The 25,753-nt window shown below is 42.4% G+C and carries 22 protein-coding genes; 7 read left to right on the top strand and 15 right to left on the bottom strand.

Annotated elements, in window-relative coordinates:
• Positions 1 to 5: 5 nt before the first annotated feature.
• Positions 6 to 1,322, bottom strand: coding sequence for a 4-aminobutyrate--2-oxoglutarate transaminase (gene gabT, locus OIT90_RS14655; protein WP_106025695.1), 1,317 nt, complete (start codon positions 1,320 to 1,322; stop codon positions 6 to 8).
• A 109-nt stretch (positions 1,323 to 1,431) separates the two neighbouring features.
• Here gabT and gabR point away from each other — a divergent pair, with 109 nt between their 5' ends.
• Positions 1,432 to 2,856, top strand: coding sequence for a MocR-like transcriptional regulator GabR (gabR, locus tag OIT90_RS14650; RefSeq protein WP_474892675.1), 1,425 nt, complete (start codon positions 1,432 to 1,434; stop codon positions 2,854 to 2,856).
• A 31-nt stretch (positions 2,857 to 2,887) separates the two neighbouring features.
• On the opposite strand, the gene OIT90_RS14645 is transcribed toward gabR, so the two are convergent.
• Positions 2,888 to 3,199, bottom strand: a complete 312-nt coding sequence (locus tag OIT90_RS14645) for an ArsR/SmtB family transcription factor (protein WP_039182979.1) — start codon at positions 3,197 to 3,199, stop codon at positions 2,888 to 2,890.
• 137 nt (positions 3,200 to 3,336) lie between these two features.
• Here OIT90_RS14645 and OIT90_RS14640 point away from each other — a divergent pair, with 137 nt between their 5' ends.
• The 5 genes from OIT90_RS14640 (at position 3,337) to OIT90_RS14620 (ending at position 8,730) form a co-directional block, all read left to right on the top strand.
• Positions 3,337 to 3,714, top strand: a complete 378-nt coding sequence (locus tag OIT90_RS14640; protein ID WP_039176531.1) for a hypothetical protein — start codon at positions 3,337 to 3,339, stop codon at positions 3,712 to 3,714.
• 138 nt (positions 3,715 to 3,852) lie between these two features.
• Positions 3,853 to 4,719, top strand: coding sequence for a TetR/AcrR family transcriptional regulator (locus OIT90_RS14635; protein WP_228285979.1), 867 nt, complete (start codon positions 3,853 to 3,855; stop codon positions 4,717 to 4,719).
• 16 nt (positions 4,720 to 4,735) lie between these two features.
• A complete protein-coding gene (locus OIT90_RS14630; RefSeq protein WP_144464113.1) occupies positions 4,736 to 6,169 on the top strand; it encodes an MDR family MFS transporter in 1,434 nt (477 codons plus the stop codon).
• A 174-nt stretch (positions 6,170 to 6,343) separates the two neighbouring features.
• Complete coding sequence (locus OIT90_RS14625; RefSeq protein WP_474892674.1) at positions 6,344 to 7,720, top strand: aspartate kinase; 1,377 nt, start codon at positions 6,344 to 6,346, stop codon at positions 7,718 to 7,720.
• A 164-nt stretch (positions 7,721 to 7,884) separates the two neighbouring features.
• Complete coding sequence (locus OIT90_RS14620) at positions 7,885 to 8,730, top strand: GAF domain-containing protein (protein ID WP_474892673.1); 846 nt, start codon at positions 7,885 to 7,887, stop codon at positions 8,728 to 8,730.
• A gap of 38 nt (positions 8,731 to 8,768) precedes the next feature.
• Here OIT90_RS14620 and OIT90_RS14615 read toward each other — a convergent pair whose 3' ends face one another.
• The 10 genes from OIT90_RS14615 to OIT90_RS14570 form a co-directional block, all read right to left on the bottom strand.
• Positions 8,769 to 10,196, bottom strand: coding sequence for an ATP-binding protein (locus OIT90_RS14615; protein WP_474892672.1), 1,428 nt, complete (start codon positions 10,194 to 10,196; stop codon positions 8,769 to 8,771).
• Complete coding sequence (locus OIT90_RS14610; RefSeq protein WP_474892671.1) at positions 10,186 to 10,878, bottom strand: winged helix-turn-helix domain-containing protein; 693 nt, start codon at positions 10,876 to 10,878, stop codon at positions 10,186 to 10,188. The genes OIT90_RS14615 and OIT90_RS14610 overlap by 11 nt, the downstream gene beginning before the upstream one ends.
• Positions 10,879 to 11,246: 368 nt before the next feature.
• Positions 11,247 to 12,581, bottom strand: coding sequence for an MmgE/PrpD family protein (locus OIT90_RS14605; RefSeq protein ID WP_474892670.1), 1,335 nt, complete (start codon positions 12,579 to 12,581; stop codon positions 11,247 to 11,249).
• Positions 12,572 to 13,729, bottom strand: a complete 1,158-nt coding sequence (locus OIT90_RS14600; RefSeq protein WP_474892669.1) for an amidohydrolase — start codon at positions 13,727 to 13,729, stop codon at positions 12,572 to 12,574. The genes OIT90_RS14605 and OIT90_RS14600 overlap by 10 nt, the downstream gene beginning before the upstream one ends.
• A 33-nt stretch (positions 13,730 to 13,762) precedes the next feature.
• The gene (locus OIT90_RS14595; RefSeq protein WP_039176505.1) at positions 13,763 to 14,509 is read right to left on the bottom strand and encodes an amino acid ABC transporter ATP-binding protein; all 747 of its coding nucleotides are present in this window, start codon (positions 14,507 to 14,509) and stop codon (positions 13,763 to 13,765) included.
• Between the two features lie 12 nt (positions 14,510 to 14,521).
• A complete protein-coding gene (locus OIT90_RS14590) occupies positions 14,522 to 15,196 on the bottom strand; it encodes an amino acid ABC transporter permease (protein ID WP_024427305.1) in 675 nt (224 codons plus the stop codon).
• A gap of 24 nt (positions 15,197 to 15,220) precedes the next feature.
• Positions 15,221 to 16,015, bottom strand: coding sequence for an amino acid ABC transporter substrate-binding protein (locus OIT90_RS14585; protein ID WP_058837323.1), 795 nt, complete (start codon positions 16,013 to 16,015; stop codon positions 15,221 to 15,223).
• Positions 16,016 to 16,037: 22 nt separating this feature from the next.
• Positions 16,038 to 16,541 carry a GNAT family N-acetyltransferase gene (locus OIT90_RS14580; RefSeq protein ID WP_060699768.1) on the bottom strand — a complete coding sequence of 168 codons (504 nt, stop codon included), beginning with the start codon at positions 16,539 to 16,541 and terminating at the stop codon, positions 16,038 to 16,040.
• Positions 16,542 to 16,557: 16 nt separating this feature from the next.
• Positions 16,558 to 17,883, bottom strand: a complete 1,326-nt coding sequence (locus OIT90_RS14575; protein ID WP_474892668.1) for an LLM class flavin-dependent oxidoreductase — start codon at positions 17,881 to 17,883, stop codon at positions 16,558 to 16,560.
• 198 nt (positions 17,884 to 18,081) lie between these two features.
• Positions 18,082 to 19,869 (bottom strand): right-handed parallel beta-helix repeat-containing protein, encoded by a 1,788-nt coding sequence (locus OIT90_RS14570; protein WP_474892667.1) that lies wholly within the window; start codon positions 19,867 to 19,869, stop codon positions 18,082 to 18,084.
• Positions 19,870 to 20,132: 263 nt separating this feature from the next.
• On the opposite strand from OIT90_RS14570, the gene OIT90_RS14565 reads away from it, so the two are divergent.
• A complete protein-coding gene (locus OIT90_RS14565; RefSeq protein WP_024425520.1) occupies positions 20,133 to 21,626 on the top strand; it encodes a peptide MFS transporter in 1,494 nt (497 codons plus the stop codon).
• A gap of 71 nt (positions 21,627 to 21,697) precedes the next feature.
• Here the strand turns inward: OIT90_RS14565 and uxaC are convergent, their stop codons facing one another.
• From uxaC to OIT90_RS14550, 3 genes are all read right to left on the bottom strand, one after another.
• On the bottom strand, positions 21,698 to 23,149 hold the full coding sequence (uxaC, locus tag OIT90_RS14560; RefSeq protein ID WP_339208886.1) for a glucuronate isomerase: 1,452 nt from the start codon (positions 23,147 to 23,149) through the stop codon (positions 21,698 to 21,700).
• Positions 23,150 to 23,231: 82 nt separating this feature from the next.
• Positions 23,232 to 24,329: a Gfo/Idh/MocA family protein gene (locus OIT90_RS14555; RefSeq protein WP_144494706.1), complete on the bottom strand. Its 1,098-nt coding sequence runs from the start codon at positions 24,327 to 24,329 to the stop codon at positions 23,232 to 23,234.
• 58 nt (positions 24,330 to 24,387) lie between these two features.
• Positions 24,388 to 25,554 carry a Gfo/Idh/MocA family protein gene (locus tag OIT90_RS14550; protein ID WP_151284003.1) on the bottom strand — a complete coding sequence of 389 codons (1,167 nt, stop codon included), beginning with the start codon at positions 25,552 to 25,554 and terminating at the stop codon, positions 24,388 to 24,390.
• Positions 25,555 to 25,753: the final 199 nt, after the last annotated feature.

Raw genomic sequence — 25,753 nt, 5'->3', positions numbered from 1 at the left:
GTTGTTTAGCGTGCTTTGAAGGCTTCCTCGATGATCCCTAGTCCCTCGTGAAGCAGCTCATCTGTGATGACAAGTGGTGTTAAAAAGCGAATAATATTCCCATTAATCCCTGCCGTTAATAGAAGCAGCCCGTGATCGTTTGCATATGCTGCAATCGCTGCGGCTGTTTTCTTATCCGGTGTACGTGTTGTTTGATCTTCCACAATTTCAATCGCCGCCATTGCCCCTAATCGGCGGACTTCCCCAATGAACGGATACTTTGTTCTCCAATCATTGGCTTTGTCCTCAATGACTTGTCCAATTTGTTCAGATCGTTGATTCAATTGTTCTGTTTCAATGATATCAAGAACAGCCATTGCTGCTACACAACCTAACGGACTTCCTGCATATGTTCCCCCGAGCTCCCCTGGATCTGCCGCATCAAGCATTTCTTTTCTGCCAACGACACCACTAAGCGGCAACCCCGCAGCAAGAGATTTTGACACAGTAATTAAGTCCGGCACCACATCAAAGTGCTCAATCGCAAAGTATTTCCCTGTTCTCGCAAATCCGGTTTGGATTTCATCTGCAACAAAGACAATCCCGTGCTGCTGACAGAATGATGCAACATGCTGAACGAAACGCTTCGATGGCACAATGAATCCGCCCTCCCCTTGGACTGGTTCCATGACCACACAAGCAACGGTTTCTGGTGCAACGGCTGCGACGAAGAATTGATTGAATTGATCAATGATGTACTCGTCGTATGCGGCATCACTTAATCCTTCAGGCTTTTGATAGTAATAAGGGTACGGTGCTTGGTACACCTCAGATGCGAATGGGCCGAAGCCAAATTTATATGGCTTGACCTTGCTCGTCATGCTCATTGTCATATTCGTTCTGCCGTGAAAACCTCTTGTAAACGACACAACGCCCTGTCTTTTCGTATATTTACGGGCAATTTTCACGGCATTTTCAACAGCTTCTGCACCTGAATTAAGGAAAATGGCTTTCTTATCATGGTCTCCTGGTGTGAGGCGGCAAAGCTTCTCTGCCAATTCGATATACGATTCGTACATCATCACGTTAAAACCTGGATGAATCAGGCTCTCTGCCTGTGCTTTGACCGCTTCCACCACCTTTGGATGTGAATGTCCTACGTTTAATGTGCCAATGGCGCCTGCAAAATCGATAAATCGCTTCCCATCAATATCGAACAGCTCGGCTCCTTTCCCCTTCGCTGCAAGATGACGGTTGCCATTACTCACGCCTCTTGCGACGTATTGATCTCTTTTCCCCTGCCATTCTTCAGTTGAAAAACGGTTTGTTGTCGTTTGACTCATTGTCATCCATCCCCTTTATATCCTTTTTTATTATTCTGAATATTTTTTGGTATGATAGAAAGTACCAATATCATTTTTTTCATGGTATCAGAGAGGATGGAATGGTGAGATGCTGACAATTCAACTAGATCAAACAGGGCAAAACGGATATATTTATCATCAAATTTATATGAAAATCAAAGAAGAAATCTTAAATCGCAACCTGCAGCCACACGATCAATTACCGTCCAAACGAGAGTTAGCCGATACATTAAACGTCAGCGTTAATTCAGTGAATGGCGCCTATCAGCAGCTGCTTGCCGAGGGGTATTTATATTCGGTTGAACGCAAAGGTTTTTTCGTGGAGTCACTAGAAACGTTTCATGAATCTGGTCAGCTAAAACCCTCTTCTCTTCCTGTAGATTTAAAGGAAGAACCGATTGCACGAGACGACTGGTATTCTTTTTCACATATCTCCGTCGATACAGCGAACTTTCCATTTAAAAGCTGGCTGAAAAGCGAACAAAAGGCGATCCATCTCCACCAAGATGCCTTCGGTGAGCTTCCGCATCCACAAGGTGTGTATGAGCTCAGGGAAACGATTGCCAGGCTGATCGGACTTGCGCGAGGAGTCAAATGCTATCCAGAACAGCTTATTTTAAGTGCAGGCACACAGTCACTGATTCATTCGTTATCAAGCATTCTTCCAGCCGATCAAGTATACGGGCTAGAAAACCCTGGCTACCGCCGGCTCTATCAAATGCTGAAAAACAATCATCATCAAATTGAAACGATTGGCATTGATCAAAAAGGTGTGCGGATGAGCGACATTCATAAGAAACAGCCGAATGTGTTGATCATTACCCCTTCACATCAATTTCCAACAGGGGTGATTATGCCGATTTCCCGGCGCATTCAGCTGTTAAACTGGGCAGCTGATCAGCCAGACCGTTACATCATTGAGGATGATTATGACAGTGAATTTAAATATGGCACAGACAGCATTCCAGCGCTGCAAAGTCTCGATCGATATGACAAAGTCATTTATATGGGCACCTTTTCAAAATCATTGCTGCCCGGCTTGCGGCTAAGCTATATGGTGCTGCCTCAGCATTTATTGAGACGCTATAAGGAGGAACAGCATTTTTTCATTCAAACTGCTAATCTTTTTACACAATACACCCTTCTTCATTTTATAAAAGATGGGGCGTATCAACGGCATATTAAACGCATGAATGGTTTATATGAGGAAAAACGGAAGCAGCTCATTGAAGAGCTCAATACGGTTTTTTCTGACAATGTACGGATTATTGGAGAAAATGCTGGTCTTCATTTTATTGCAGAGTTCCGTTCAAATCGGACGCAGCATGAGATTTTACAGCGAGCGAAAGAAAGGAAGCTGAAAATGTACGGAATGGATCGTTTTACCCTTGATGAGCAATTGCCGGGGCATCAGCCAGGCTTTGTCCCGCTCGTCCTCGGCTTCTCGCATATGAGGCGAGAGGATATTCAGCCGGCAGTGAAACGGCTGTATGACGCCATTTTCGGGAAATAAAACAGCCAGCTGTTCTTCATAGACAGCTGGCTTACCACCGCTTTTTATCTACAGCTAGAATCGATGACATGAGTCCAGGAAAAGCGGTCTCGATGTCTTCTTTTCTTAAAGAATAGTAACGGTGCTTCCCGTCAATTCTCACTTTCACGACGCCTGCCTCCCTCAGCACTTTGAAGTGATGGGAAAGCGTGGATTTGGCAATATTCATCTCATACGTGCCGCACGTCCTCTCCCCCGCTTCTGCCAAGCAGCGGACAATTTCTAACCGGATTGGATCAGCCAATGCGTGCAGCACAGAAATCAGTCTCATATCTTCTTTGTTTGGATGGTTTGGATTCGTCATACGATAAATGTATCGTATTTTGTGCCAACATACAATCTCATTCACCTAAAACTCATGAACTGACTAGGCATGTAACGATTTAACTTCATTCACGTCCATTACTTAAGAAACGCTGTATTGAAGGGAAGGAACCTTTTTTGATACGTAACATATGGTTTAGTTTATTGCTCTTGCTGCTCACGTTTTCCTTATGCGCCTGCCAGTCAGTCCAATATCATTCCCAGTCAAAACCACCTAGTGCGGAAGAGTTATTAGCTATGGATCAGCAGGCAGATTTATTTCAATGGGAAGGAACCGTGTATGAAACAAATGTAGATTGGACGACATCCTTACACGTCACAAAACATCAGCAAGTAGGTGTCATTCAGAAAACAGCCGCCAAAAATTTTGAACATGGTACAGCTTCTAGGCTGCAAAAAGGGACCGCTATTTACTCTGTGAAGGAGAGAGAAGACCTTTTGGTCGTTGAACTTCACGGCAAAACAAAAATATATGTCGCACATGCGGAAGGGTAAAGTACCTGTCATACAGACGGGTATTTTTTAAGTTCATTTTCTTGTCTTAAGGCATTGGTTTTGTTATGATAGCCAAAGTGACCACTCGGTTTCCATTGTGACCATATGGTTTTGCCGATTCGGAAAGGACTTAAGAAGATGAACGAAAAGCAAGAAGAGATTTTGCGGGTTTCGAAGAAATTGTTTTCTCAAAAAGGCTATATGAGTGTCTCCATGCAGTCAATTGCCGATGCCTGTAAAATATCCAAAGCGTCTATTTATAAACTGTTTGATTCAAAGGAAGCTCTTCTATTAGAACTGATTAAATACAATCAGCGCAAAATGAGAGAGATTTCCCGCATCATTCATTCAGAAACGACGCTGTCCAAAAAGGAAAAATTCACAAAGAAGATTAAGCTTGAGCTTGAAGAGTTTAAAGAGAATCATAAATTTTTGAACATGCTGTCCTTTGAAGCTTTTTCTCAGCATTCGCCCATTGTCATTAAGCATTTACGTGAAACACGCTCCATTATCATGCAGCGGCACAGAGACATTATTTTAAGTACATATGGTGAATCTGTCGCTCCATATGTCTGGGATTTAGTGATTGTTCTCAATGGATTAATGAGAGAATTCATCTTAATGCTGGCGATTGAGCAAAAAAACATCCAATTAGAAATTGCTGCCGAAATGATCATCGGTGTAATGGATCGTGTATCGAAAAAGCCTTGTTCCATTGAACCTGTGTTAACAGACGAGCTGATGAACTCTTATTTGCTTTCCTCACAGGACGAATATGACGAAGAAAAACTTGTCAATTCGTACTTAACAAAGATCAAACAAGAGCTTCACTCATGGCCAAACGGAGAAGAAAAAGATGATCTCCTCTCTGCGTATGAGCTGCTCAATCAGGAATTATCAAAGGACCAACCGAGAACCTTTTTAATCAGCTCACTGCTCGATTATTTAGGCAAAAACAGCGTTTTATCACAAAACGTGTCACAGCTGAAAAGCATCATTTTATAGATAAAGAAGGGATAACATGAACCAATCAACAACATCTTACAATCGATCTGTGATTGTTGGGATTTTTCTCGTTGGGGCATTCGTCGCGATATTAAACCAAACGCTTCTTATTCCAGCGATCCCACATATCATGGAGGACTTCAATATTGAGGTCAGCAAAGGACAGTGGCTTACAACAGCCTTTATGCTGACAAACGGGATTCTCATCCCGATTACGGCTTTCTTAATTGAGAAATTTTCGAGCCGTTCTTTAGTTTTAACGGCACTTAGCATCTTTACAGCCGGTACAATTCTTGCTTCATTTGCTACGAATTTCCCGGTGTTACTTGCAGCGCGTATCGTACAGGCAGCCGGTGCAGGGATTTTAATGCCGCTGATGCAAACGATCTTTTTAACCATTTTCCCAAAAGAAAAACGTGGGCAGGCAATGGGCATGGTCGGACTTGTCATATCGTTCGCACCAGCGCTTGGACCAACACTTGGCGGCTGGATTGTCGATTCCTTCAGCTGGAAGGCTCTGTTCTATATTGTTCTGCCAATCGGTATCATCGACCTTATTCTTGCTTTCTTCTTAATGAAAAATGTCACACAGCAGCGAGAGACACGTATTGATGTCTTATCTGTCATCTTGTCGTCCTTCGGTTTCGGCGGGCTGCTTTACGGATTTTCTAGTGTCGGCACGTATGGATGGACGAGTGCGACTGTTCTCATTTCACTGATTGTCGGCGCCGTGAGCTTGTTCTTCTTTATCCTGCGCCAGTCGAACTTAACAAGACCGATGCTTGAGTTTGGCGTATTTAAATTTGCGATCTTTAGCTTAACAACCTTCCTTGGAATGCTTGTCTTTGCTTTATTAATTGGTACAGAGACAATTCTGCCGCTTTATACGCAGAATGTCAGAGGGCTGTCTGCACTTGATACAGGGCTGATCTTATTGCCAGGTGCTCTCTTTATGGGATTCCTGTCACCAATTATCGGACGGATTTTTGATAAAGTCGGCGGAAGAGGGCTCGCATTAGGCGGATTTACGATCCTCACCGTTACCACCCTGCCATTTATGCTGCTCACCCTTGATTCATCGATCGCTCTCATTACGGTCGCCTATACGCTTCGCTTAATCGGGGTTGGGATGATCATGATGCCGCTGACAACGGCAGGTATTAACGCATTACCGCCTCATTTGATCCCGCATGGGACAGCGATGAATAACACGATGAGACAAATAGGCGGTTCCATTGGAACGGCTGTGCTTGTTTCCATCATGAGCAGCTCTGCTGCAAATGCAGAATTGGCCAATCCATTAAAATCAGCCGTTCATGGAATGAATACGTCATTTTTCATTTCTGGTCTGATTGCAGTCATTGGACTCATCCTCTCCTTTTTCTTAAAGGCAAAACGTGATAACAAAGTGATGAAGCAGGAGATATCTTCCTCCTCCTCTTCTTCATAAGAAAAAGAGCTCGGCATATGGCCGGCTCTTTTTTCATATCATCATACAACATCGTCCTCTCTGTAAATACATTTGTATTTCTAGAAAAGAAAAACCTTGATAATTTAAAGAAAAGAGTTGATAATAGGAACTATTCAATTTGTGAGAAAATTTTTACTATAGGAGATGTATGCATTGAAGGTCGTGAAATTTGGTGGCAGTTCACTTGCATCTGGCAAGCAGCTGCAAAAGGTATTTGACATTGTAACAGCAGATCCAGCTCGAAAAGCAGTCGTTGTTTCCGCACCAGGAAAACGGCATTCAACGGATACGAAGGTCACCGATCTATTAATTAGCTGTGGTGAACAATATTTACGTTTAGGTGAAGCACATGATTTAAAGGAAGCCGTCATCGAGAGGTATGCCTCAATAGCGGATGAACTCGGATTAGGTCAAGACATTATCGATACCATCAGGCAAGATCTAGACACATTATTACAGGCTGATTCATCCCGCCCTGAGTGCTATCTTGATGCCATTAAAGCAAGCGGTGAAGACAATAACGCTAAGCTCATTGCCGCCTATTTCCGCCACCAGGGTGTGGAAGCTCATTATGTGAATCCAAAGGAAGCTGGTTTGTTTGTGAGCGATGAGCCTGGCCAAGCGCAAATCCTGCCGGAGTCATATGATCATTTGTACAAATTAAGAGAGCGCTCTGGCATTATTATATTCCCTGGCTTTTTTGGCTTTAGCCTAGCAGGAGACATCGTCACCTTTTCGCGAAGCGGCTCCGATATTACCGGCTCCATTTTGGCGAACGGTCTAAAGGCAGATGTGTATGAAAACTTTACAGATGTGGATGCTGTCTATGCTGTCAATCCAACGATCGTTCATGAACCGAAAGAGATTACAGAGCTGACATACCGGGAAATGCGCGAGCTGTCCTATGCTGGTTTTTCTGTGTTCCATGATGAAGCACTTATTCCGGCCTTCCGTGCAGGCATTCCAGTTCAGATTAAAAACACCAACAACCCGTCGGCAAAGGGTACAAAAATCGTGAATCAGCGGGATCATACAAATGGACCGGTTGTTGGAATCGCCTCAGACAATGGATTTTGCAGCATTTACATTAGTAAATATTTGATGAACAGAGAAGTCGGTTTTGGACGTAAGGTGCTGCAAACACTAGAGGAATATGGGCTTACGTATGAGCATGTTCCTTCTGGCATTGATGATATGACCATTATTTTACGTCAGGATCAGCTGGAGGAGCAGCATATTGAAGAAGAGCTGCTAGACCGCTTAAAGCTCGTGCTTGATGCAGATGAGGTCGTTTTAGAGCGGAATCTCTCGCTGATTATGGTTGTAGGAGAAGCGATGCGTCATAATGTTGGCACAACAGCAAGAGCGGCAAAGGCGCTGTCAAAAGCGAAGGTCAATATCGAAATGATCAACCAAGGTTCTTCAGAGGTCAGCATGATGTTTGGCGTCAAAGCGGCTCAAGAAAAAGAAGCTGTTCAAGCCTTATATGAGGAATTTTTCTCTATGTCTACTGTCCCTGTCTCCCTTTAATCAGCAGGCTGCCAGATCTTAAGATCCGGCAGTCTTTTTTCCTCTCGCCGATTCGAGTTCTCTGCGCATTAAAGTGTATCTATTTCTCGTTTGATTTTGTATGATAGAGACAAATCAACTATCCGTTCCGACCTATGATCGGAGCTACAAGGAGTCCTAAAACAATGCCTCGTCAACAACTATTAAAACAGTTTCGCAATTTTCATGATGCTTCTACTAGTATTTTAAACATGATGAGTCAATTCATTGGTGTGAATACACTGTTTATCGCTAAAAATGATCAAAACACCAATCAAATTGTAAAAGTGTTAAATCATGACGAGCAGCTTCTTGAAGAAGGGGAAGAACTTCCTTATGAAAAGACATTTTGCAAGCTGGCGGTCGACCATCAGGCTACACTTGTGATCCCTGACATTTCGAAAGATGACCGTTTTAAATACTTAGAGGTCACGAAAAATCTTCAAGGCGGCTCGTTCATTGGGGTTCCCATTGATTTCACAGATGGGACGAACTACGGAACGATTTGCGGACTTGATGTGAGACCAAATCATTTCACAGAAGAGCATGTGTATATGTTTGAAACGATGGCTTCTTTATTAAGCTACGTTCTCGAGCTAGACCGTGCCAACAGGCAGATTCAGCAATTGTCTGTACCGATCGTACCAGTTGTTGACGGTGTCGCCGTGCTTCCTCTGCTTGGTGATATTGAAGAGACACGTGCTCAGCATATTTTGGAAACCATTTTACAGGAAAGCTACAGGCTGTCGCTCTCTCATTTGGTTATTGATGTATCGGGAACAAAAAGCCTGAATGAACAGAGCATTCAATATTTGGTCAGCTACGCACAAACGCTGAGACTTTTAGGAATTTCGGCAGTTTTAACAGGCATTAAACAAGACCTTGCTTTAAGTGCGATTCAATCCAATATATCGTTTAAAGACATCACTATCCGAAAAGATTTACCGCAGGCACTAGCTCATATTGGGTTAACGTTTACCAAAAAAGAATAAGTGGTGATTCACCAAAAAGGGCTAAAATGAACTTCATTTTAGCCCTTTTCTTCTGGAAACGGCAGTCGAATGGTAAATGTCGTTCCTTTGTTTTTTTCACTTTTCATATCAATATGCCCTTCATGTAAGTCCACAAGCTGCTTCACGATGGACAAGCCCAATCCGTATTCTCCATACGGTGTATTCGTTCTTGAGATATCCGCTTTATAAAAACGTTCCCATATGTGTTTGACTTCATCTGGCGCAATGCCAATGCCTGTGTCTTCCACTTCAATGATCGTCTCTTGATTTCCTTGTTTTCCTCTTAAGTAAATACGACCGCCTTCTGTGAATTGAATCGCGTTCTTTGTGATATTGACAAGCATTTGAATAAGCCTGTCATAATCCGCATAAACCTTTAGCTTGGGATCAACATCCACGATCAGCTGATTGTTTTTCTCTTCGGCGATTCGGCTCAGCTGCTCTTTCATCACTTCAAATGTGTCAATGAGTGGATAGTGAAATTTCTGAAGGATAATTTGATTCGATCTAATTTTCTCATAATCCATATTTTCATTGACGAGGCGTAGCATACGTTTTGTCTCGTCAGTAATTAAGGAATAGCATTTCTCTTTCTCTTCTGCTGACACATCCGCTGTGTTCAGCCATTCCACCAGTCCTCGAATGGTGGTCAGCGGTGTTTTCAATTCGTGAGACACATCTGCGATAAATTGGCGTCTGCGCTTTTCGAGCCGGTCAATTTCCTCTCTTGATTGCTGAAGACGCTTGGCCATCATATTAAAATCCTCACCAAGTGTGCCAATTTCATCAAGGTGTTTGTTTTCAAGCTTGATGTTGTAATCACCTTGCGCAATCTTTTCAGTCGCCTCTCTCAACTTTTTGATGCGGTTCACATGAAATTTAGACAAGAACAGGCTGAGAATAAAGGTGATCGTCAGTGCCACAAATACGATGATATACAGATAACGATTCATTTGAGCGATGAGCTGTTCAGCGCCTTGAATCGGGGCAATAAGGACGACTCCGCCCTTTAGCTTACCATCCTCCATGACAGGGAGTGCCACAAGTGATGCCTCTTGATCAAGGCGGCGTGAATCACTTCGCTTGTCAATGATTTGCTCTCCTTTTGAGAGTTTGGCCCATAAATCCTTTGTCAATAATACTTCATGCGGCGGCATCTCTTGCTGCTGAGAGAGAATATCTCCTTTTTCATCAAACACGAAAAAACGAATTTGCCTCGTCGAAAGAATATCTTCAAATGGACGCAGACGAAAGGTCATCTCGCTTTTAGGGAGTCGTTTATAATCTTGCAAGATTTCATTCCCATAGGAGCTCATTTCATTCACTCTGTTTTGATAGGCAATATCTTTCACAAAATGAGATAAAAGGGTGCTGATAATGACAATGGCGATGAGCAATAACCCAAGATGACTGATCAGCAGCTGATAAAAATATTTAATCTTCATCGAACTTATACCCTACGCCCCATACTGTATACAAAAAGGGCTTAGGACCGTCCCCAATTTTTTGGCGCAGCCGTTTAATATGGACATCTACCGTTCGTTCATCTCCATAAAATTGATATCCCCAAATTTGCTCAAGCAATTGTTCTCGTGAAAATACTTGCCGAGGATGCTGAATAAAAAAGCACAACAGATCGTATTCCTTTGGTGTGAGGTTCTCTATTCGCTCTCCATCCAGGAAAACTTCCCTCGTTTTCTTATCCAACTGAAAATGTGCTGTCTCCAGCCGTTCACCCTCATTCACCTTGTCTTGAGTCGTTGTATGAGCAAAGCGTCGTTTCACCGCTCTAATTCTTGCCATCAAGGTTAGTGGGCTAAAGGGCTTGGTCACATAATCATCTGCCCCAAGATCAAAACCAAGTACCTGATCAGATTCGGTTTCCTTTGCTGTCAGCATGATAATCGGAACATCACTGATCTGACGCACCTTTTGACAAATGGTCAGACCATCCATCGAAGGAAGCATGACATCTAAGATGAGCAGATCCCAATTCTCCTCTTGCTGAAAGCGATTCAGTCCTTCTAATCCATCATGAACGAATTCAGCTTGAAATCCCTCTCGTTGAAAAAACATATCCGTCATTGTACAAACACTCTGATTATCTTCAATCATTAATATTTTCATCATCAGCCTCCGCTGCTGCCATTGTTTTTCTTTATGTAGCTTTATTTTACATCTTCCCTCTCAAATCTCAATTGGATTCCACTGTTTTCATGAACTTATCATCGTTTGGTCATCTTTTATTCATACTTTTTGAAAAAACTAATACTGCGGTGAATCACCTGAGTTTTTTGATGATGGAATTGCAGAAGATGGTCAAGATGTTAGTTGAGTTATGATTCAACATTACTTTACAACATATCAAGATGAGGACATTGTCATTTATGGTTCTTTAACTCATGAGGAATTCTCATATATTTAGATAAAGAACTTCCTGACAGTTTATGATAGATCTATTTAAAAAAGCTCATCTCTATTGATGAGCTTTTTTATCATGCCAGCAACTTCAAATACGCAGCGTCGTTTCCCTCTTTAACCGCCTGTAAAATCTGCTGATCTTGTGATGCGCTTGTGACGCTGCTTAACTTTTGTATGATATCTTCTTTCGATAACGCACAGCCTGGTGCTCCCCGAGGTACATCAACTCGTTTGCTGATGGTGGTGCCGTCAGATAAGGTGAGCTTCACAATCGTAAAGCGTCCTTTTGGAACAGCATCGGGATGGGGCTCTATCGTTTGATCATATCCTCTGCTCACCCGTTTCATCCATATCCACATGTCTGATGGAATATTTTTTTTCGTAAAGGCATCCAGCGTAAGCGTCTGTCCAAACACTGCAAGTGCGATGACATATTCGACACTGAATCGTCCTTCTTCCCCAGTCAAAGGTGTTCGTTCAATAAGCGCTGCATCTCCGCCTGGCGGGAATATGACCTCGACCTGTCTTACCTGCTCCGGCAAAAAAGCCCGCTCTTTCATTAAAGATTGGATCGCATCTGCCGCATGGTGGGCTGCTGAGCAGAATGGATATACTTTGAACCACAGCCCAGGTGAAACGATACGCCATGTAGAACCATAGCCTTCTAGCAAACGGCTTTCCGCACGCTCCTGATCTCCATAAAGTGAAAAGAAACCAAGTGCGCCATCAAGAACCGAGTCATTCCCGCCAAAACCTGAACAAGCTAAATCCATAGACCAAACGGCTGTTTTAGCAGCTAAGCCGGCTTGTAATGGTTTCATATCAGAGCCAAATTGCTTTCGCATTCCAGCTGATTGCGCCCCGGCAAAGCCGATAGCTTTCGTCAGTTCTTCTCGTGTGACCTGCTTCAAATAGCCAATCGCACACACTGCCGCAATGGCTCCGAGTGTTCCCGTATTATGCCAGCCCCGCTCATAATGTGCTTTGCCGATGGATTCGCCAAGTCTTGCCATCACTTCAACACCTGTGATGTAGGCAGCTAAAAACCGTTCGCCATACCCTTTGCCGTCTGTCAGCTGTGATAGCAGCGCCGGAATGATGACCGCACTTGGATGTCCTCTCACATCTGAGTGCACATCATCATAATCAAGGGCATGGATGAGGTAGCCGTTCAGCATTGCTGCGGATTGGCGACTCACCTTCCTCCCTTGTCCCATGACAGGAATCTGAGCGGCTCCGCCTTCCTGTTCAACAAGCTGCATCAGCTTCTGAATCCCTTCATCCTCTTTCGCAGCAAGCGCTGATGCCGCAGCATCCAACAGGCCATTTCTAGCCATTTGAATGGCCCGTTCATCTTGCAGCGGATCAGCAGAAAGCACTGCATCTGCCAGTTGTTTTGTTAATTCCATGATCGAGACTCCAATGCCCGAACGGCAAGCTCAGCAAAGAAGGCAGCAGCAACCGGAAGTGCGTCTTCATTTAAAGTAAACGCAGGGTGATGCCACTCCTTCGTACCACTGGTCCCCATCCATACAAAAAAGCCTGGAATGTGTTCTTGATAAAGGGCAAAATCTTCTCCGCCCGGTGACTGCTCTGCCTGCACAACATCTAAGTTAAGAGAGCCCGCCGTTTCTTCTACCACCTTTGTCAGACACTCATCATTCATGACAGAAGGCAAATAAGGATGCCATCTCACTTCAGCCTCTGCTCCAAACCCTTCTGCAATTCCGCTGACGATTTGTTTCATGAGCTGTGGAATCATTGCTCTTACTTCAGGCTCAAACGTCCGCACCGTTCCTTCCATCTCGACACGGTCGGGTATGACATTCCATGATGTACCGCCTTGAATGCGTGTGATGCTGACAACCGCATGATGCAAGGAGCTGATGCGGCGGCTGACGATTTGCTGAAGGGCACTTGTGATCTGCCCGCTGATGGCAATGGGGTCCACCGTGTGATTTGGAATCCCGGCATGACCTCCCGTTCCTTTAATATCGATTTCAAACCGATCCACACTCGCCATCAATGCTTTTTCTCTAATGCCAATCGTGCCAACTGGCAGGTCAGGTTTGTTGTGCATACCGAAAATCGCATCGACTCCATCTAAAACGCCTGCCTCTATGACGTGTTTCGCTCCTTGAGCAACTTCCTCAGCCGGCTGGAACAAAATACGGACCGTTCCTTTGATCTCGTGTTTCCGCTCCTTTAATAAAAGAGCCGCCCCAAAAATAGAAGCTGTATGGAAATCATGACCGCATGCATGCATTTTGCCCAGTACCTTTGAAGAAAATGGTTCGGCAGATGCTTCTTCAATCGGAAGAGCGTCAATATCGGCTCTCAGAGCAATCGTCGGTCCTTCTTGTTCTCCTTTGATTTCACAGACAACGCCTGTTTGCAGGGCTGGGATATCAAGTACAGTGATCCTTTCCTCTTCTAACCAGCGGCGCAGTTTCTTTGTCGTTTCATATTCTTCAAACGCCAGCTCTGGATGCTCATGAAGTGTTCGGCGAATGTTGATTAAACGTTTGTTTAAAGCTTCATTTCCTATTGATTTCACTATCAATCACCCCTCTAAAGAATAAAAAGCAGCTTATGCTTCTTCAGCCGCTGCTTCTTTTTGGATAAATCGTTTCGTCCGTTCATTCTTCGTTTCATCAAATAACTCAGTTGGCGTGCCCTGCTCAATAATATGACCATCTGCCATGAAAATCACATGGTCTGCCACTTCTCTTGCAAACGCCATTTCATGTGTAACGATGATCATCGTTGTTTCTTGAATCGCAATGGATTTAATGACTTGAAGCACACCTGAGACAAGCTCTGGATCAAGCGCTGACGTTGGTTCATCCAGCAAAATCGCATGTGGATCAACCGCTAACGCGCGGGCAATCCCAATCCGCTGCTGCTGCCCGCCAGATAATGTGACTGGATAGCTGTCAGCCTTTTGCTCTAACCCTACCTGCTTCAGCAGTTTCATACCGATTTCATTCGCCTGCTGCTTTGTCATTTTTTTCGTCACAAGCAATGATTCTGTAATGTTTTGTAGCGCTGTCTTGTTTTTAAATAAATTATAGTTTTGAAACACCATAGCCGTTTGTTGACGCAGGTGATGGGCTTCTTTACGTGAATATTTAGACGCATCGAGCTTCGCATCGCCAATTTCAATCGTGCCTTCATCTGGTGTTTCTAATAAATTTAAGCAGCGCAGCAAGGTGGATTTACCGGAGCCAGAAGGTCCGATAATGGCCACAACCTGCCCTTTTTGCACGTCGAGATTGATTCCGTCTAAGACGACAAGGTCGCCGAATGATTTCTTCAAATTGGTGAGCTTGATCATGTCCACACCTCCTTAATTCCGGTAAGGTTTGCTGATTTTTCGTTCAAATAGGTCTTGCAGGAAGCTATAAATGATGGTCATCACCCAATACACAATCCCTACGGCTAAATAGGTTTCAAAGTATTTATAGTTCGCCGATGCAATCATCTTCCCTTGTGCAAACATTTCTGCCACACCAATCGTAAAGGCAAGAGATGTTTCTTTTAAAAGACCAATAAAGGTATTCCCCGTCGCTGGAATCGCATTTCTAATGGCCTGCGGGAAAATAATTCTGACGTAAGACTGCCATCTTGTCATACCGACAGATAAGCATGCCTCAAGCTGCCCTTCATCCACTGAGTTCAGAGCCGCTCTGAAAATTTCTGCTAAGTATGCTGAGTTTTTAATACTTAATCCGATAATGACCGCTGTTAAAGCATCCATTGAGGTCATCGCAGGGAATAGCTGCGGGAGACCAAAATAAATGAGAAAGAGCTGAACCAAGGTTGGAACCGCTCTGAAGAAAGAAATATACAGCTTGGCAAATTGGTATAAAACAGGTATCCGGTTTTTCGTAATAAGAGCGAATACCACACCAATGATAATGGCAAATACCATGGAGACAATCGCCATGAAGATCGTTATCGGCAAGTATTGAAGCAGTGTCGGAAAAACCGTCACCATATACTGCCAATCAATTTTGTTCATGTCTGCTCTTCACCGCCGCTGTTGTTATTTTTTAATTGGCACTGTGACATCGTCTTTGAAATATTTCTCAGACAATTTTTTAAGTGTCCCGTCTTCTCTTAATTCTTTGATGGCTTTGTTAAATTCTTCTCTTAGTTTGTCATGCTTTTTATCTTTCGCAAATGGGTAGCCTACTTCTTCATACACAATTGGGTTGCCTACGATTTTCAGCGGCAGACCTGTTTTTTCAATTTGAGCAAGTAATACACTGCGTCCATTGACATAAGCATCTACGCGGCCATTTGCCACTTCATTTAATACGCCGTCTTGCGTTTCATATGTTTTAATCTTGATTTTCTTATCTGGGTCTTTGCTCTCTAAGTTTTTAGCATGGTTAGAGCCAAGAACCGCCGCCACTGTTTTTCCTTTTAAATCATCAAGACCTTTGATGTCGTTGTTGTCTTTTTTCACGATGATTTGTGTTCCTGCGTATGCGTACGTATCTGTAAAGTTAAATGTTTGTTTACGCTCGTCTGTAATGGCAACTTGGTTTGACACCGTATCGAGCTTACCAGATGTCAGCTGCCCCATTAGTCCGCTGAATTCGCTCAGCTGCCAGTCTAGTTTGTAGCCAAGCTTTTTCGCAATGGCTTCTGTTACTTCAACATCGAATCCGACAAGCTTGCCATCGTCTTTATAAGCGAATGGATAGCTTTGTCCAGTAGCGCCTACTTTTAATACTTTTTCGTCTTTGCCTTCACTTTGATTGTTACCACCGCAAGCTGCTAAAACTGCCAGCATTGCTGCAAAAAGAACGACTAGCCACTTTTTGTTTTTCATGTTCGAAAACCCTTCTTTCGTCTTATGGTTGTGTGATATCTGATCTTAATTGTTTTTTAAAATAAACCGTGATATGACCTTTGCCTAAATCCTTTTCTCCTGCTCTGACATAGCCTTTGCGCTCATACATTTCTACGAGCCACGGGTGCTTATCAGCTGTACCGAGTGACACGTACGGTACCTTTAGTGTATCCCTTAGTACTTCGGTTTCAACCCATTCCAGCAAGGCAGAGCCTGTCCCTTTTTTGGCGGCTGGTTCTGAGGCAAACCACCAGATGTGAGGGACGCCGAACGGTCCTGGCTGCTCTCCCCAAGGCATGCGGAGTGATAAGGTGGATAGAAGCTCTCCGTTTTCTTCCATCACATAGCAAAGATTCTTTTGTACATTATTCTGAACGAGAGCGAAATCGGCATGTGCTGCTTGGAACTGAATGCCGAGCTCACGAATTGGCTCATAGGCTCTTGTTGTTAGTTCAAGCAGCGCCTCTATATCTGCCTCTGTTGCCAGACGAAACGTGTATCCCAACGTTAGTCACCTCACCTTATGTCGTGTAGCGATTTTTTGGCTCTGTTAGTCCGAGATTTTCTCGTAAGGTTTGTCCTGTGTAATCGGTTTTGAATAAGCCTCGTTCCTGAAGGATTGGGACGACGCGGTCTACAAACACATCCAGTCCTTCTGGCAAGAGCGGCGGCATGACATTAAAGCCGTCTGCTGCTTCTTCATTCAGCCATGTTTCCATCACGTCTGCCAGCTGCTCCGGCGTTCCAATGAAAATATTATGACCGCGTGAGCCGGCAACTGATTGATAGAGCTGGCGAATGGTCAGGTTATCCTTTCTCGCCATATTCATCACGAGATCAAAACGGCTTTTCACCGCATTTGACGTGCTCGGATCAATCTCTGGAAGCGGTCCGTCTAACGGATACTGAGACAGATCAATTCCGCCTAAGTAATTTTGCAGAATGCTCAGTCCAATCTCAGGAACAATCAGCTCCTGTAATTCTTCATATTTTGCTCGGGCTTCTTCCTCTGTATCAGCAATGATCGGGAAGATACCCGGCATGATGCTGACGTCCTCTCTAGCACGGCCAGCAGCCTCTACTTTCCCCTTCAAGCTTTGATAAAATTCCTTCGCTTTTTCGAGATCGTTTTGTGCAGTGAAAATGAGCTCTGCTGTTTTTGCTGCAAGCTTTTGACCATCTTCGGAAGATCCTGCTTGAATGATCACAGGCTGCCCTTGCGGCGTGCGTGATAAGTTGAGAGGCCCCCTGACTGAGAAGAACTCACCTTTATGCTGGAGCTCATGAAGCTTACTAGATTCGAAGAATTCTCCTGTTTCCTTGTTTCTGATTAGGGCGTCTTCCTCCCAAGAATCCCAGAGACCTTTGACGACTTCGACGAACTCTTCTGCCCGCTCATAACGTTTATGATGTGCTAAATGCTCTTCTCCGCTAAAATTTTTCGCTGTTTCTTCAATAGAAGATGTGACCACATTCCATGCCGCTCTTCCGCCTGATAAATGATCAAGGGAGGCAAACTGTCTTGCAATATGGAAAGGCTCACTGTATGTAGTGGAAGCTGTTGCTGCTAAACCAATCGTTGAAGTAGACTCAGCAATCGATGAAAGCAGCGTGAGCGGTTCAAATCTCGTTAATACGTTCGGATGAGAGGTTTGATTAATGGATAAACTGTCAGCTAAAAAGAGCAAATCCAGCTTTCCTTCCTCTGCCTTTTTCGCTAATTGTTTAAAATAATCTAGGTTCATGGCTGCGTCTGGTACTGCATTCGGATGTCTCCAAGAGGCAACGTGATGTCCAGTTCCTGCGATGAATACGCCTAGCTTGAGCTTCCTTTTCGGCTGTGACACTTGTTCTTCATCCTTTCTATATCCTACATGTATCAAACTGAAGTCCTTAGAAGATACATTTTTCTGATTGAATTAATCGGTTTTATTAATAAAAAAAGGGCAAATGTTGCGAAAAATGAAAAATAATTATTACTATATGCCCTTTTTACAGGATTGTCAACCGCCTTCTGAACCTCCAAAATAAGGGATTTTAAACGCTCATGATGGCGTATCAATCTCAATATTTCCGATGAGCCGGTCTGTGGTGTGTGTCAACAATTGACTGCGCTCCAGCATGTTGTGAGCGATGACAGAATGAGTGGAATTTGCGGTGCGGACAGCAATCGCTTTTTGAGGAGATAGATTGATGATGTTATTGCGCAGCACACGAGCTGAGGAAGCCTGGTCAATAAAGATCGCTGTCGGCTGTCCGATCGATCGATTTAAATAGAAGCGGTTATCTCCAATTTGTGGTGAACCATTTTTAATATACATCACCACATATAAGGATGTTTCTTCAAAGGAATTGTCTTTAATTTCTAATGCCCCTGTCGTGCTACTGTATACAGCGTAGTTTTGATAGTTTTTAAAGCGATTCTGCCAGATGAAAGCCTTTGCATTTTCGGTGACACTGATCGTATAGGAAGAATCTAGCTCTGGGTGTCCTTCTTGAATAAAGTGGTTGCCGTTGATCCCCGCTTCCCCTTCCTGAACCCAGATTCCTCTGCTGAATTCTTTAAATTGATTGTGCTGGATGAGGATATTCGTTCCTCTCACCACGGCCGCATCGATAACAGAATAGACCGTATTGTTTGAAAAGACGACACTATCCGATTGATAGATACGCAGGGAGGCGCTCCTTTTTCCGGTATTCGTTCCTGATTCAATATGGTTTCCTTCTATTAGAATACGATTCGCCATATAAACGGACACAGCCGCATCTTCAAAAAGACTAATCTTATTACCTGTAATGTGAACACTGTCTCCCCTCACATCAATCCCTTTTTCAAACCCCTCAATCATATTGCCAATAATAATCACATTGTTTTCGGTTTGGCCAAGTGAGACGCCTAAGCTCGTAATCCCTGCTTTTGTAACCCCTCCTCCCACTGCACGAATCATATTGTTGGCAATGATCGTTTCGGTGGAGAAGCCATAGGAGATACTGCTATCTGTATGATTGCCTTCAATGATCACACCATAACCGTTAAAGTTATAGATTGAGCTCGCAGCCCCTCCTCTGACGATGTTGTTTCGAATCTGAATATTCAGCGGTTCTTCCATATTAACGGCATTTTCTCCATAGCCTTCAATATCAATGCCCATTCTTGGCTCGACCCCATTTACTCCTGCTCTTTCCAAGAGACAGTCCTCCACAATGACCCCATCACAGCCTGTAATCGAAATGTTGTTGCGCCTCGAATCTGTGATGGTGCAGCCGGAAATATCAATAGATGCAGCAGGCGAGTACGGTTCACCCTCTGTCAATAAACCATGGGGACTGACAATAATGCCGTCTCCCGTACAATTTTTGATTTGGACATGATTCACCTCGACATGGGAGGCACCTTCAATGCACACCCCAAAGCCCCATTCATGGGTTTTTCGTTCAGAGGGGACCGGCTTGTATACATGCTCATGACGATCCCCTTCAATACGTCCGCCTCGGATGGTCACATTCTGAACCTTTCCTATATAAAAGGCTGCATACCCCCATGAATCATTTGGTTTTACCTTTATCACAGCGTCTGGCGCCATCTCAATGCATATATGACTTGGCACCCGTATACCTGCACCTCGGAAAGGAAAAAATGAATCACCTCTGTACACCGCATCGATTAAATATGTGCCGCTCGGCAGCCAGACATGGGAATACCCTTGTGCTTTTGTCCATTCTAAACATTCATTGAGCTTGGCTGTGCAATCCGTTTTCCCGTCAGCAATCACGCCAAAATCTAGTACATTGACAACAGGTTTTTTTAGATCAGCTTCATTCAATTCCCCCAACCTAAATCACTCCTTTTCACACATGTTCTCTCGTCATCCTATGCATGTGGTAAAGGTTTGCTTGTACATTGCTTCAAATTTTAAATAAATTCTTCCGGAATAACTTTCCGATAATTTTTACTTCAATGAATTTTTCAATTTTTTGAGTCTTTAAGCCTATTGAACTAACATTTTCCTGTTTTAGAATAGTTTTATATTGACACAAGAACTATACAAGAATATCATTTTTCTCATATCTCTTTTTTTAAGAAAGGATCTATGCCATGTCTACAATCGACCACGATAAAATTGTTAAAAGTGTTCCTCAAAAAGGGTTTTTTGGACATCCTAAAGGACTTTACACACTGTTTTTCACTGAATTTTGGGAGCGTTTCTCCTATTATGGCATGCGTGCACTGCTTATTTATTATATGTACACAGAGGTGACAAAAGGCGGTCTAGGCTTTGACCAGACAACAGCCAATTCGATCATGTCGGTCTACGGTGCGCTTGTCTATATGTCAGGAGTTATTGGCGGATGGCTCGCCGACCGGGTATTTGGTTCGTCCAGTACGGTGTTTTATGGCGGAGTTTTCATTATGCTTGGCCACGTGATTTTGGCTTTGCCAAGCGGAGCAACAGCGCTCTTTATTAGTATGGGACTGATTATTATTGGGACAGGTCTTCTTAAGCCAAACGTTTCAAACATTGTTGGCGACCTGTATACAAAAACAGACCCGCGCAGGGACTCTGGATTTAGTATTTTCTACATGGGGATCAACATGGGTGGCTTTATCTCCCCATTAATTGTCGGAACACTCGGTCAAAAAGTGAATTTCCACCTCGGGTTCTCACTCGCTGCCGTCGGGATGCTTGTTGGACTCATTACATTTGTGGTCACAAAAAAACCGAACCTTGGTCTTGCCGGCACTTATGTGACAAATCCATTATCAGCTGCCGAGCGTAAGAACTTCAAAATTTACGGATCATTGGTTGTGATTTTGCTCGCAGTTTTTGCTGTCATTGGCATTCAAACAGGCGCGCTCACAATTAATCTATTCACTTGGTTTGTCAGTGCCCTTGGTGTACTCATTCCGATTGTTTATTTCATTGTCATGTATTTCAGTAAAAAGACGAGTGCAGTGGAGCAATCCAGGGTTCTCGCTTATATTCCATTGTTCCTTGCTGCCGTGATGTTCTGGGCGATTCAAGAACAAGGCTCAAACATTTTAGCGACATATGCAGATCAACGAACAAACTTGAATTTCCTTGGGATGACACTAGCGTCTTCATGGTTCCAATCATTGAACCCAATCTTTATTGTGCTGCTGTCTCCAGTGTTTGCTTGGTTATGGGTCAGACTTGGAAAGAAACAGCCGTCTACCCCGATTAAATTCTCACTCGGCCTTCTGTTTGCAGGGTTATCCTTCATCATCATGATCATTCCTGCATACATGTCTGGTCCGAACACACTTGTGAGCCCATTATGGCTCGTTCTGAGCTTCTTCCTCGTTGTGATCGGAGAGCTCTGCTTATCACCAGTTGGACTGTCAGCGACAACAAAGCTGGCACCTGCTGCCTTCTCAGCGCAAACGATGAGCCTTTGGTTCCTTTCAAATGCGATGGCACAGGCGATCAATGCGCAAGTAGTCAAACTGTTTGATAAAGTGCCAGAAACCGTCTATTTCGGTATCATCGGATTGCTGGCCATCGTTTTATGCGTTGTAATGCTATTACTGACACCAGTGATTAAGAAAGCGATGAAAGGCGTTCATTAATAAAAAACTGGACATGAGTACATCATGTCCAGTTTTTTACTTTATTGATGATCAGTCTTCATATAGAAATTTTATATCTTCCTGCATGATTCATTCGTTTTCATTTGTACTGTCTCATTTATTTCGATGTTAAAATAATTCACGGCATTGTGATAACAAATATCTTTGACTATTTTCCCAATAAATTCGTAATCCCTTGGAAGCTCCCCATTTTCTATCCAAGTCCCAAATAAATTACATAAAATTCTTCTGAAATATTCATGACGAGGGAACGATAAAAAGCTTCTTGAGTCTGTAAGCATACCTACGAAAGTGCTAAGCAAACCTATATTAGATAATGTTTTCATTTGATCTAGCATGCCGTCTTTTTGATCATTAAACCACCACCCGGATCCAAATTGAATTTTTGCTCTGGCATCAGAAGATTGAAAATTCCCTATAGTAGAGGCCACAATCGCATTATGAACGGGATTTAAATTATAGATAATGGTTTTAGGTAAAAGGTTATCTTTGTCTAAGGCATTCAAAAAACCATTTAAATGTCTTGCTAGGTGGAAGTCAGACATAGAGTCGTACCCACTATCTTTTCCCGTTAACTTGAACATTCGTGTGTTATTATTCCTTAAAGCACCTATGTGTAATTGCATGGTCCAATGAAGAGAATGATATTTTTTACTCAGGTGAAGAAGAGTGTTTGTTTTAAATTTATTGATATCCTCTTGGGATAGTGTTTTTCCTTGCAACGCACGTACAAAGATAGAAGATACTTCTTGTTCAGTAGCTGGTGAAAATGGAAATATTTCAAAACCATGATCAGACATTCTGCATCCATTCGCGTGAAAATAATCAATTCGTGAATGTAATGAAGCGATAAAGTTTTCATATGTTAAAACAACGCCGTTGATTGACTCACCTAATTTTTCTATATAATTCACAAAATTTGATTGTTCAATATTTAAAGCTTGATCCGGTCTAAATGTAGGTAGGACCCTAGTAGTAATTCCTACATCTTTACGTATGATTTGATGAATTTCTAAAGTATCGATTGGATCATCAGTCGTACATACAACTTTTACATTAAATTTTTCTAAAATTCCATTTGTGGACATGTTCCTTTCATTTAATCTCTCATTACAGATATCCCAAACTTTATGTGCATTTTTTTCTGAGAACAACTCATTTACATTGAAATAACGACTTAATTCTAAATGTGACCAATGATAAAGAGGATTTCCTATTGTATATGGAACCGTTTGGGCCCAAGCTAAAAATTTTTCCTTGTCACTTGCATTCCCCGTGATCAATCTTTCTTCTACGCCAAACCACCGCATAGCCCTCCATTTATAGTGGTCTCCATTAAGCCAAATATCAGTCATATTTTCATATTTTTTGTTAGCAGCAATATCATCAGCCATTAAATGCGTATGAAAATCATAGATTGGCATATTTTTCGCGTAATCATGATAAAGAACTCTTGAACTTTCGTGATTAAGCATCATATCTTCGCTTAGGAATGTAGACAATATAGTCACCTCTATACTTATGTTTAGAAAATCTCAATTAAATGAAATAAGGTGTTATTAACAAAAATAACACCTCACTTTTTTAGATCTTACTTAATTCAAACTCCGTATTTACATAGATTGCGTCTCGTTGTGCAATTAAGCATAGTTCTGCGGCTTTAAAAGTATGTTCTTGAGTCATAGCATTTTCAGTATCGTTTAAACAATCTAAAATAAGTTCACCAAAGTAAGGGAATCCTACTTCTCCATTTAAAGAAAAATGTTGCTCTGTCTGTTGATTTACTAAGTATAAATGGTCTCCTGTTTTATCCCTTGCTATGTCTACGTATTTGCGAATTTCAATATACCCATCTGTTCCAAGAATGAATGTACGCCCATCCCCCCAAGTGCTAAGGCCATCAGGAGTCAGCCAGTCTACTCTAAAATAGTTTGTAGCCCCATTATCCGCAATTAAAGTAGCATCGCCGAAGTCTTCCAATTCTGGATATTGGTGATGTTTGTAATTGCCCACTTTACTATGTACAACTTTTGCATCTTTTGCGCCAGAATAGTAAAGGAATTGTTCAATTTGGTGACTACCAATATCACATAGAATACCTCCATAATACTCCTTTTCAAAAAACCAGCTTGGTCTGCTTTCTACATTACTACGATGTGGGCCAGTCCCAAGAACTTGTACCACTTTTCCAATGGCTCCTTGTTCAATCAATTGACCAGCAAATACGGCACTCTCCACGTGCAAACGTTCACTATAATAAACAGCCCATTTAAGCCCCGTTTCAGCTGTTTTTTTACGAGCAAGCTCCAATTGTTCTAACGTTGTAAAAGGTGATTTATCCGTAAAGTAATGCTTACCATGATCTAAAACACGCAGCCCTAAATCACAGCGTTTAGATGTAATGGCTGCGCCTGCCACGAGCCTTACATCAGGATCTTCGAGAACTTCTTTCTCACTTTTGGCTGCCTGTACCTCCGGATATGCTTTACAAAATTCTTGTACTTTTTTCTGATCATGATCATACACCCATTTTAATGTAGCCCCAGCCTCAGTTAATCCATTGCACATTGCATAGATGTGTCCATGATCAAGACCTATAGCTGCTATTACGAATTGTCCTTCTGTAACAACAGGGGCACTTTTTCCCTTAGGAGCATAATTCATTCCATCACTTTTCTGCATGATTTGTTCCTCCTCTAGCTAGCTTCCAGTTTATTTTTAATAATTTATAACGTTAGACTCATAGTTTCTCGTAATTTCCTCCAACGGTTATCGTATCGTCTGAAAAATTTTCTACACTGCTTTGTTTTTCATAAAAATGCTTAACGTTCGCAAGCATTCCTTCACGTGTATAAAAAGGATCGTCTGCTGAAAGAGGAAGCTTCACATGAACACCTTGGTTTGCAGATTTATAGATGGCTGTAATAAGTTCTAGTGTATTTCTTCCTTCTGTTCCATCAATTAAAAGCTTCTGGTTACCCTTGATGGCCATTAAAAAATTATTTATTTGTCCTTTATGCCCTTCAAATAGCAATTCCGGATATTGATTAAAAGCTTCCTGAATACGATTTTCTAAATCCTCATCATTTTTCTCTTGAGGAAACCCATTTTCTTTAGCTATTTGAGCATTTACTTTCCATGGGACAGATACTCTAGCTTTTTCACCTTGAAAAATCAATTGTTGTTCTTCTCCATGATGAACAACAGAACTGGTTACTTGTGCTAAGCTGCCATTTCCATAGCGAAGTACAGCAATCGAAAGGTCTTCAACCTCTGCATTATCATGCAAGGTATTACTAGTTGCTGCAAAAATGTCAGTCGGCAATCCTAACATCCATTGCAACATATCAATATGATGGACAGCATGATTAAGTGTACAACCTCCACCTTCTTTTTCCCATGTACCGCGCCACCATAAATCATAGTAACTATGACCACGCCACCAAAAAGAATCAACTTGAGTATGAGCGATTTTTCCAATGAGGTTTTGATCAAGGACATGTTTTAATCTCATAATGGGCGTCATAAACCTGTTTTGAGCAACAACGGATAAAAGCTTTTGGCTTTCAATAGATGCTTTTATCATTTCGTCACATTCTTTTAGAGAAGAAGCCATAGGTTTTTCTACTAAGACATGTTTGCCTGCTTTAAGAAAATCGATGGCAATGGTTGCGTGCATATAAGGAGGTGTACAAATGGAAACGGCATCAATCGTAGGATCATTCAATAACTCTTGGTAGTTAGCGACAACTCGTGCTTCTAGGTTATATTTTGTTGCTGCAGACATTGCTTTTTCAGGATAAATATCAGCTAAAGCTACAATCTTACTGATTTCAGGCATTGCAAGATAAGCCTCGATATGGGCAGTTGCAATAGATCCAGTTCCTATAATTGCGATGTTGGTCATATCAATCTTTCCCTTCTGCAAGAAGATAAATTTTCACTTCTAATAATGAGATAGCGCTTTCAAAAAACTGAATGATTCACCTAACTGATAGATCAGAGTACCGTTCGTTCTATTAATATTCTAGTTATACTAGTATGGTAGCTCAAAAACATTATAACTCAATCTTTTTGAATTTTGTATAGTTTTTTGAATTTTCTTT

This window comes from Bacillus sp. ABR, from assembly GCF_056172715.1.
The sequence above is the reverse complement of the archived record's forward strand: the minus strand, read 5'-3'. Positions and strand labels throughout refer to the sequence as shown.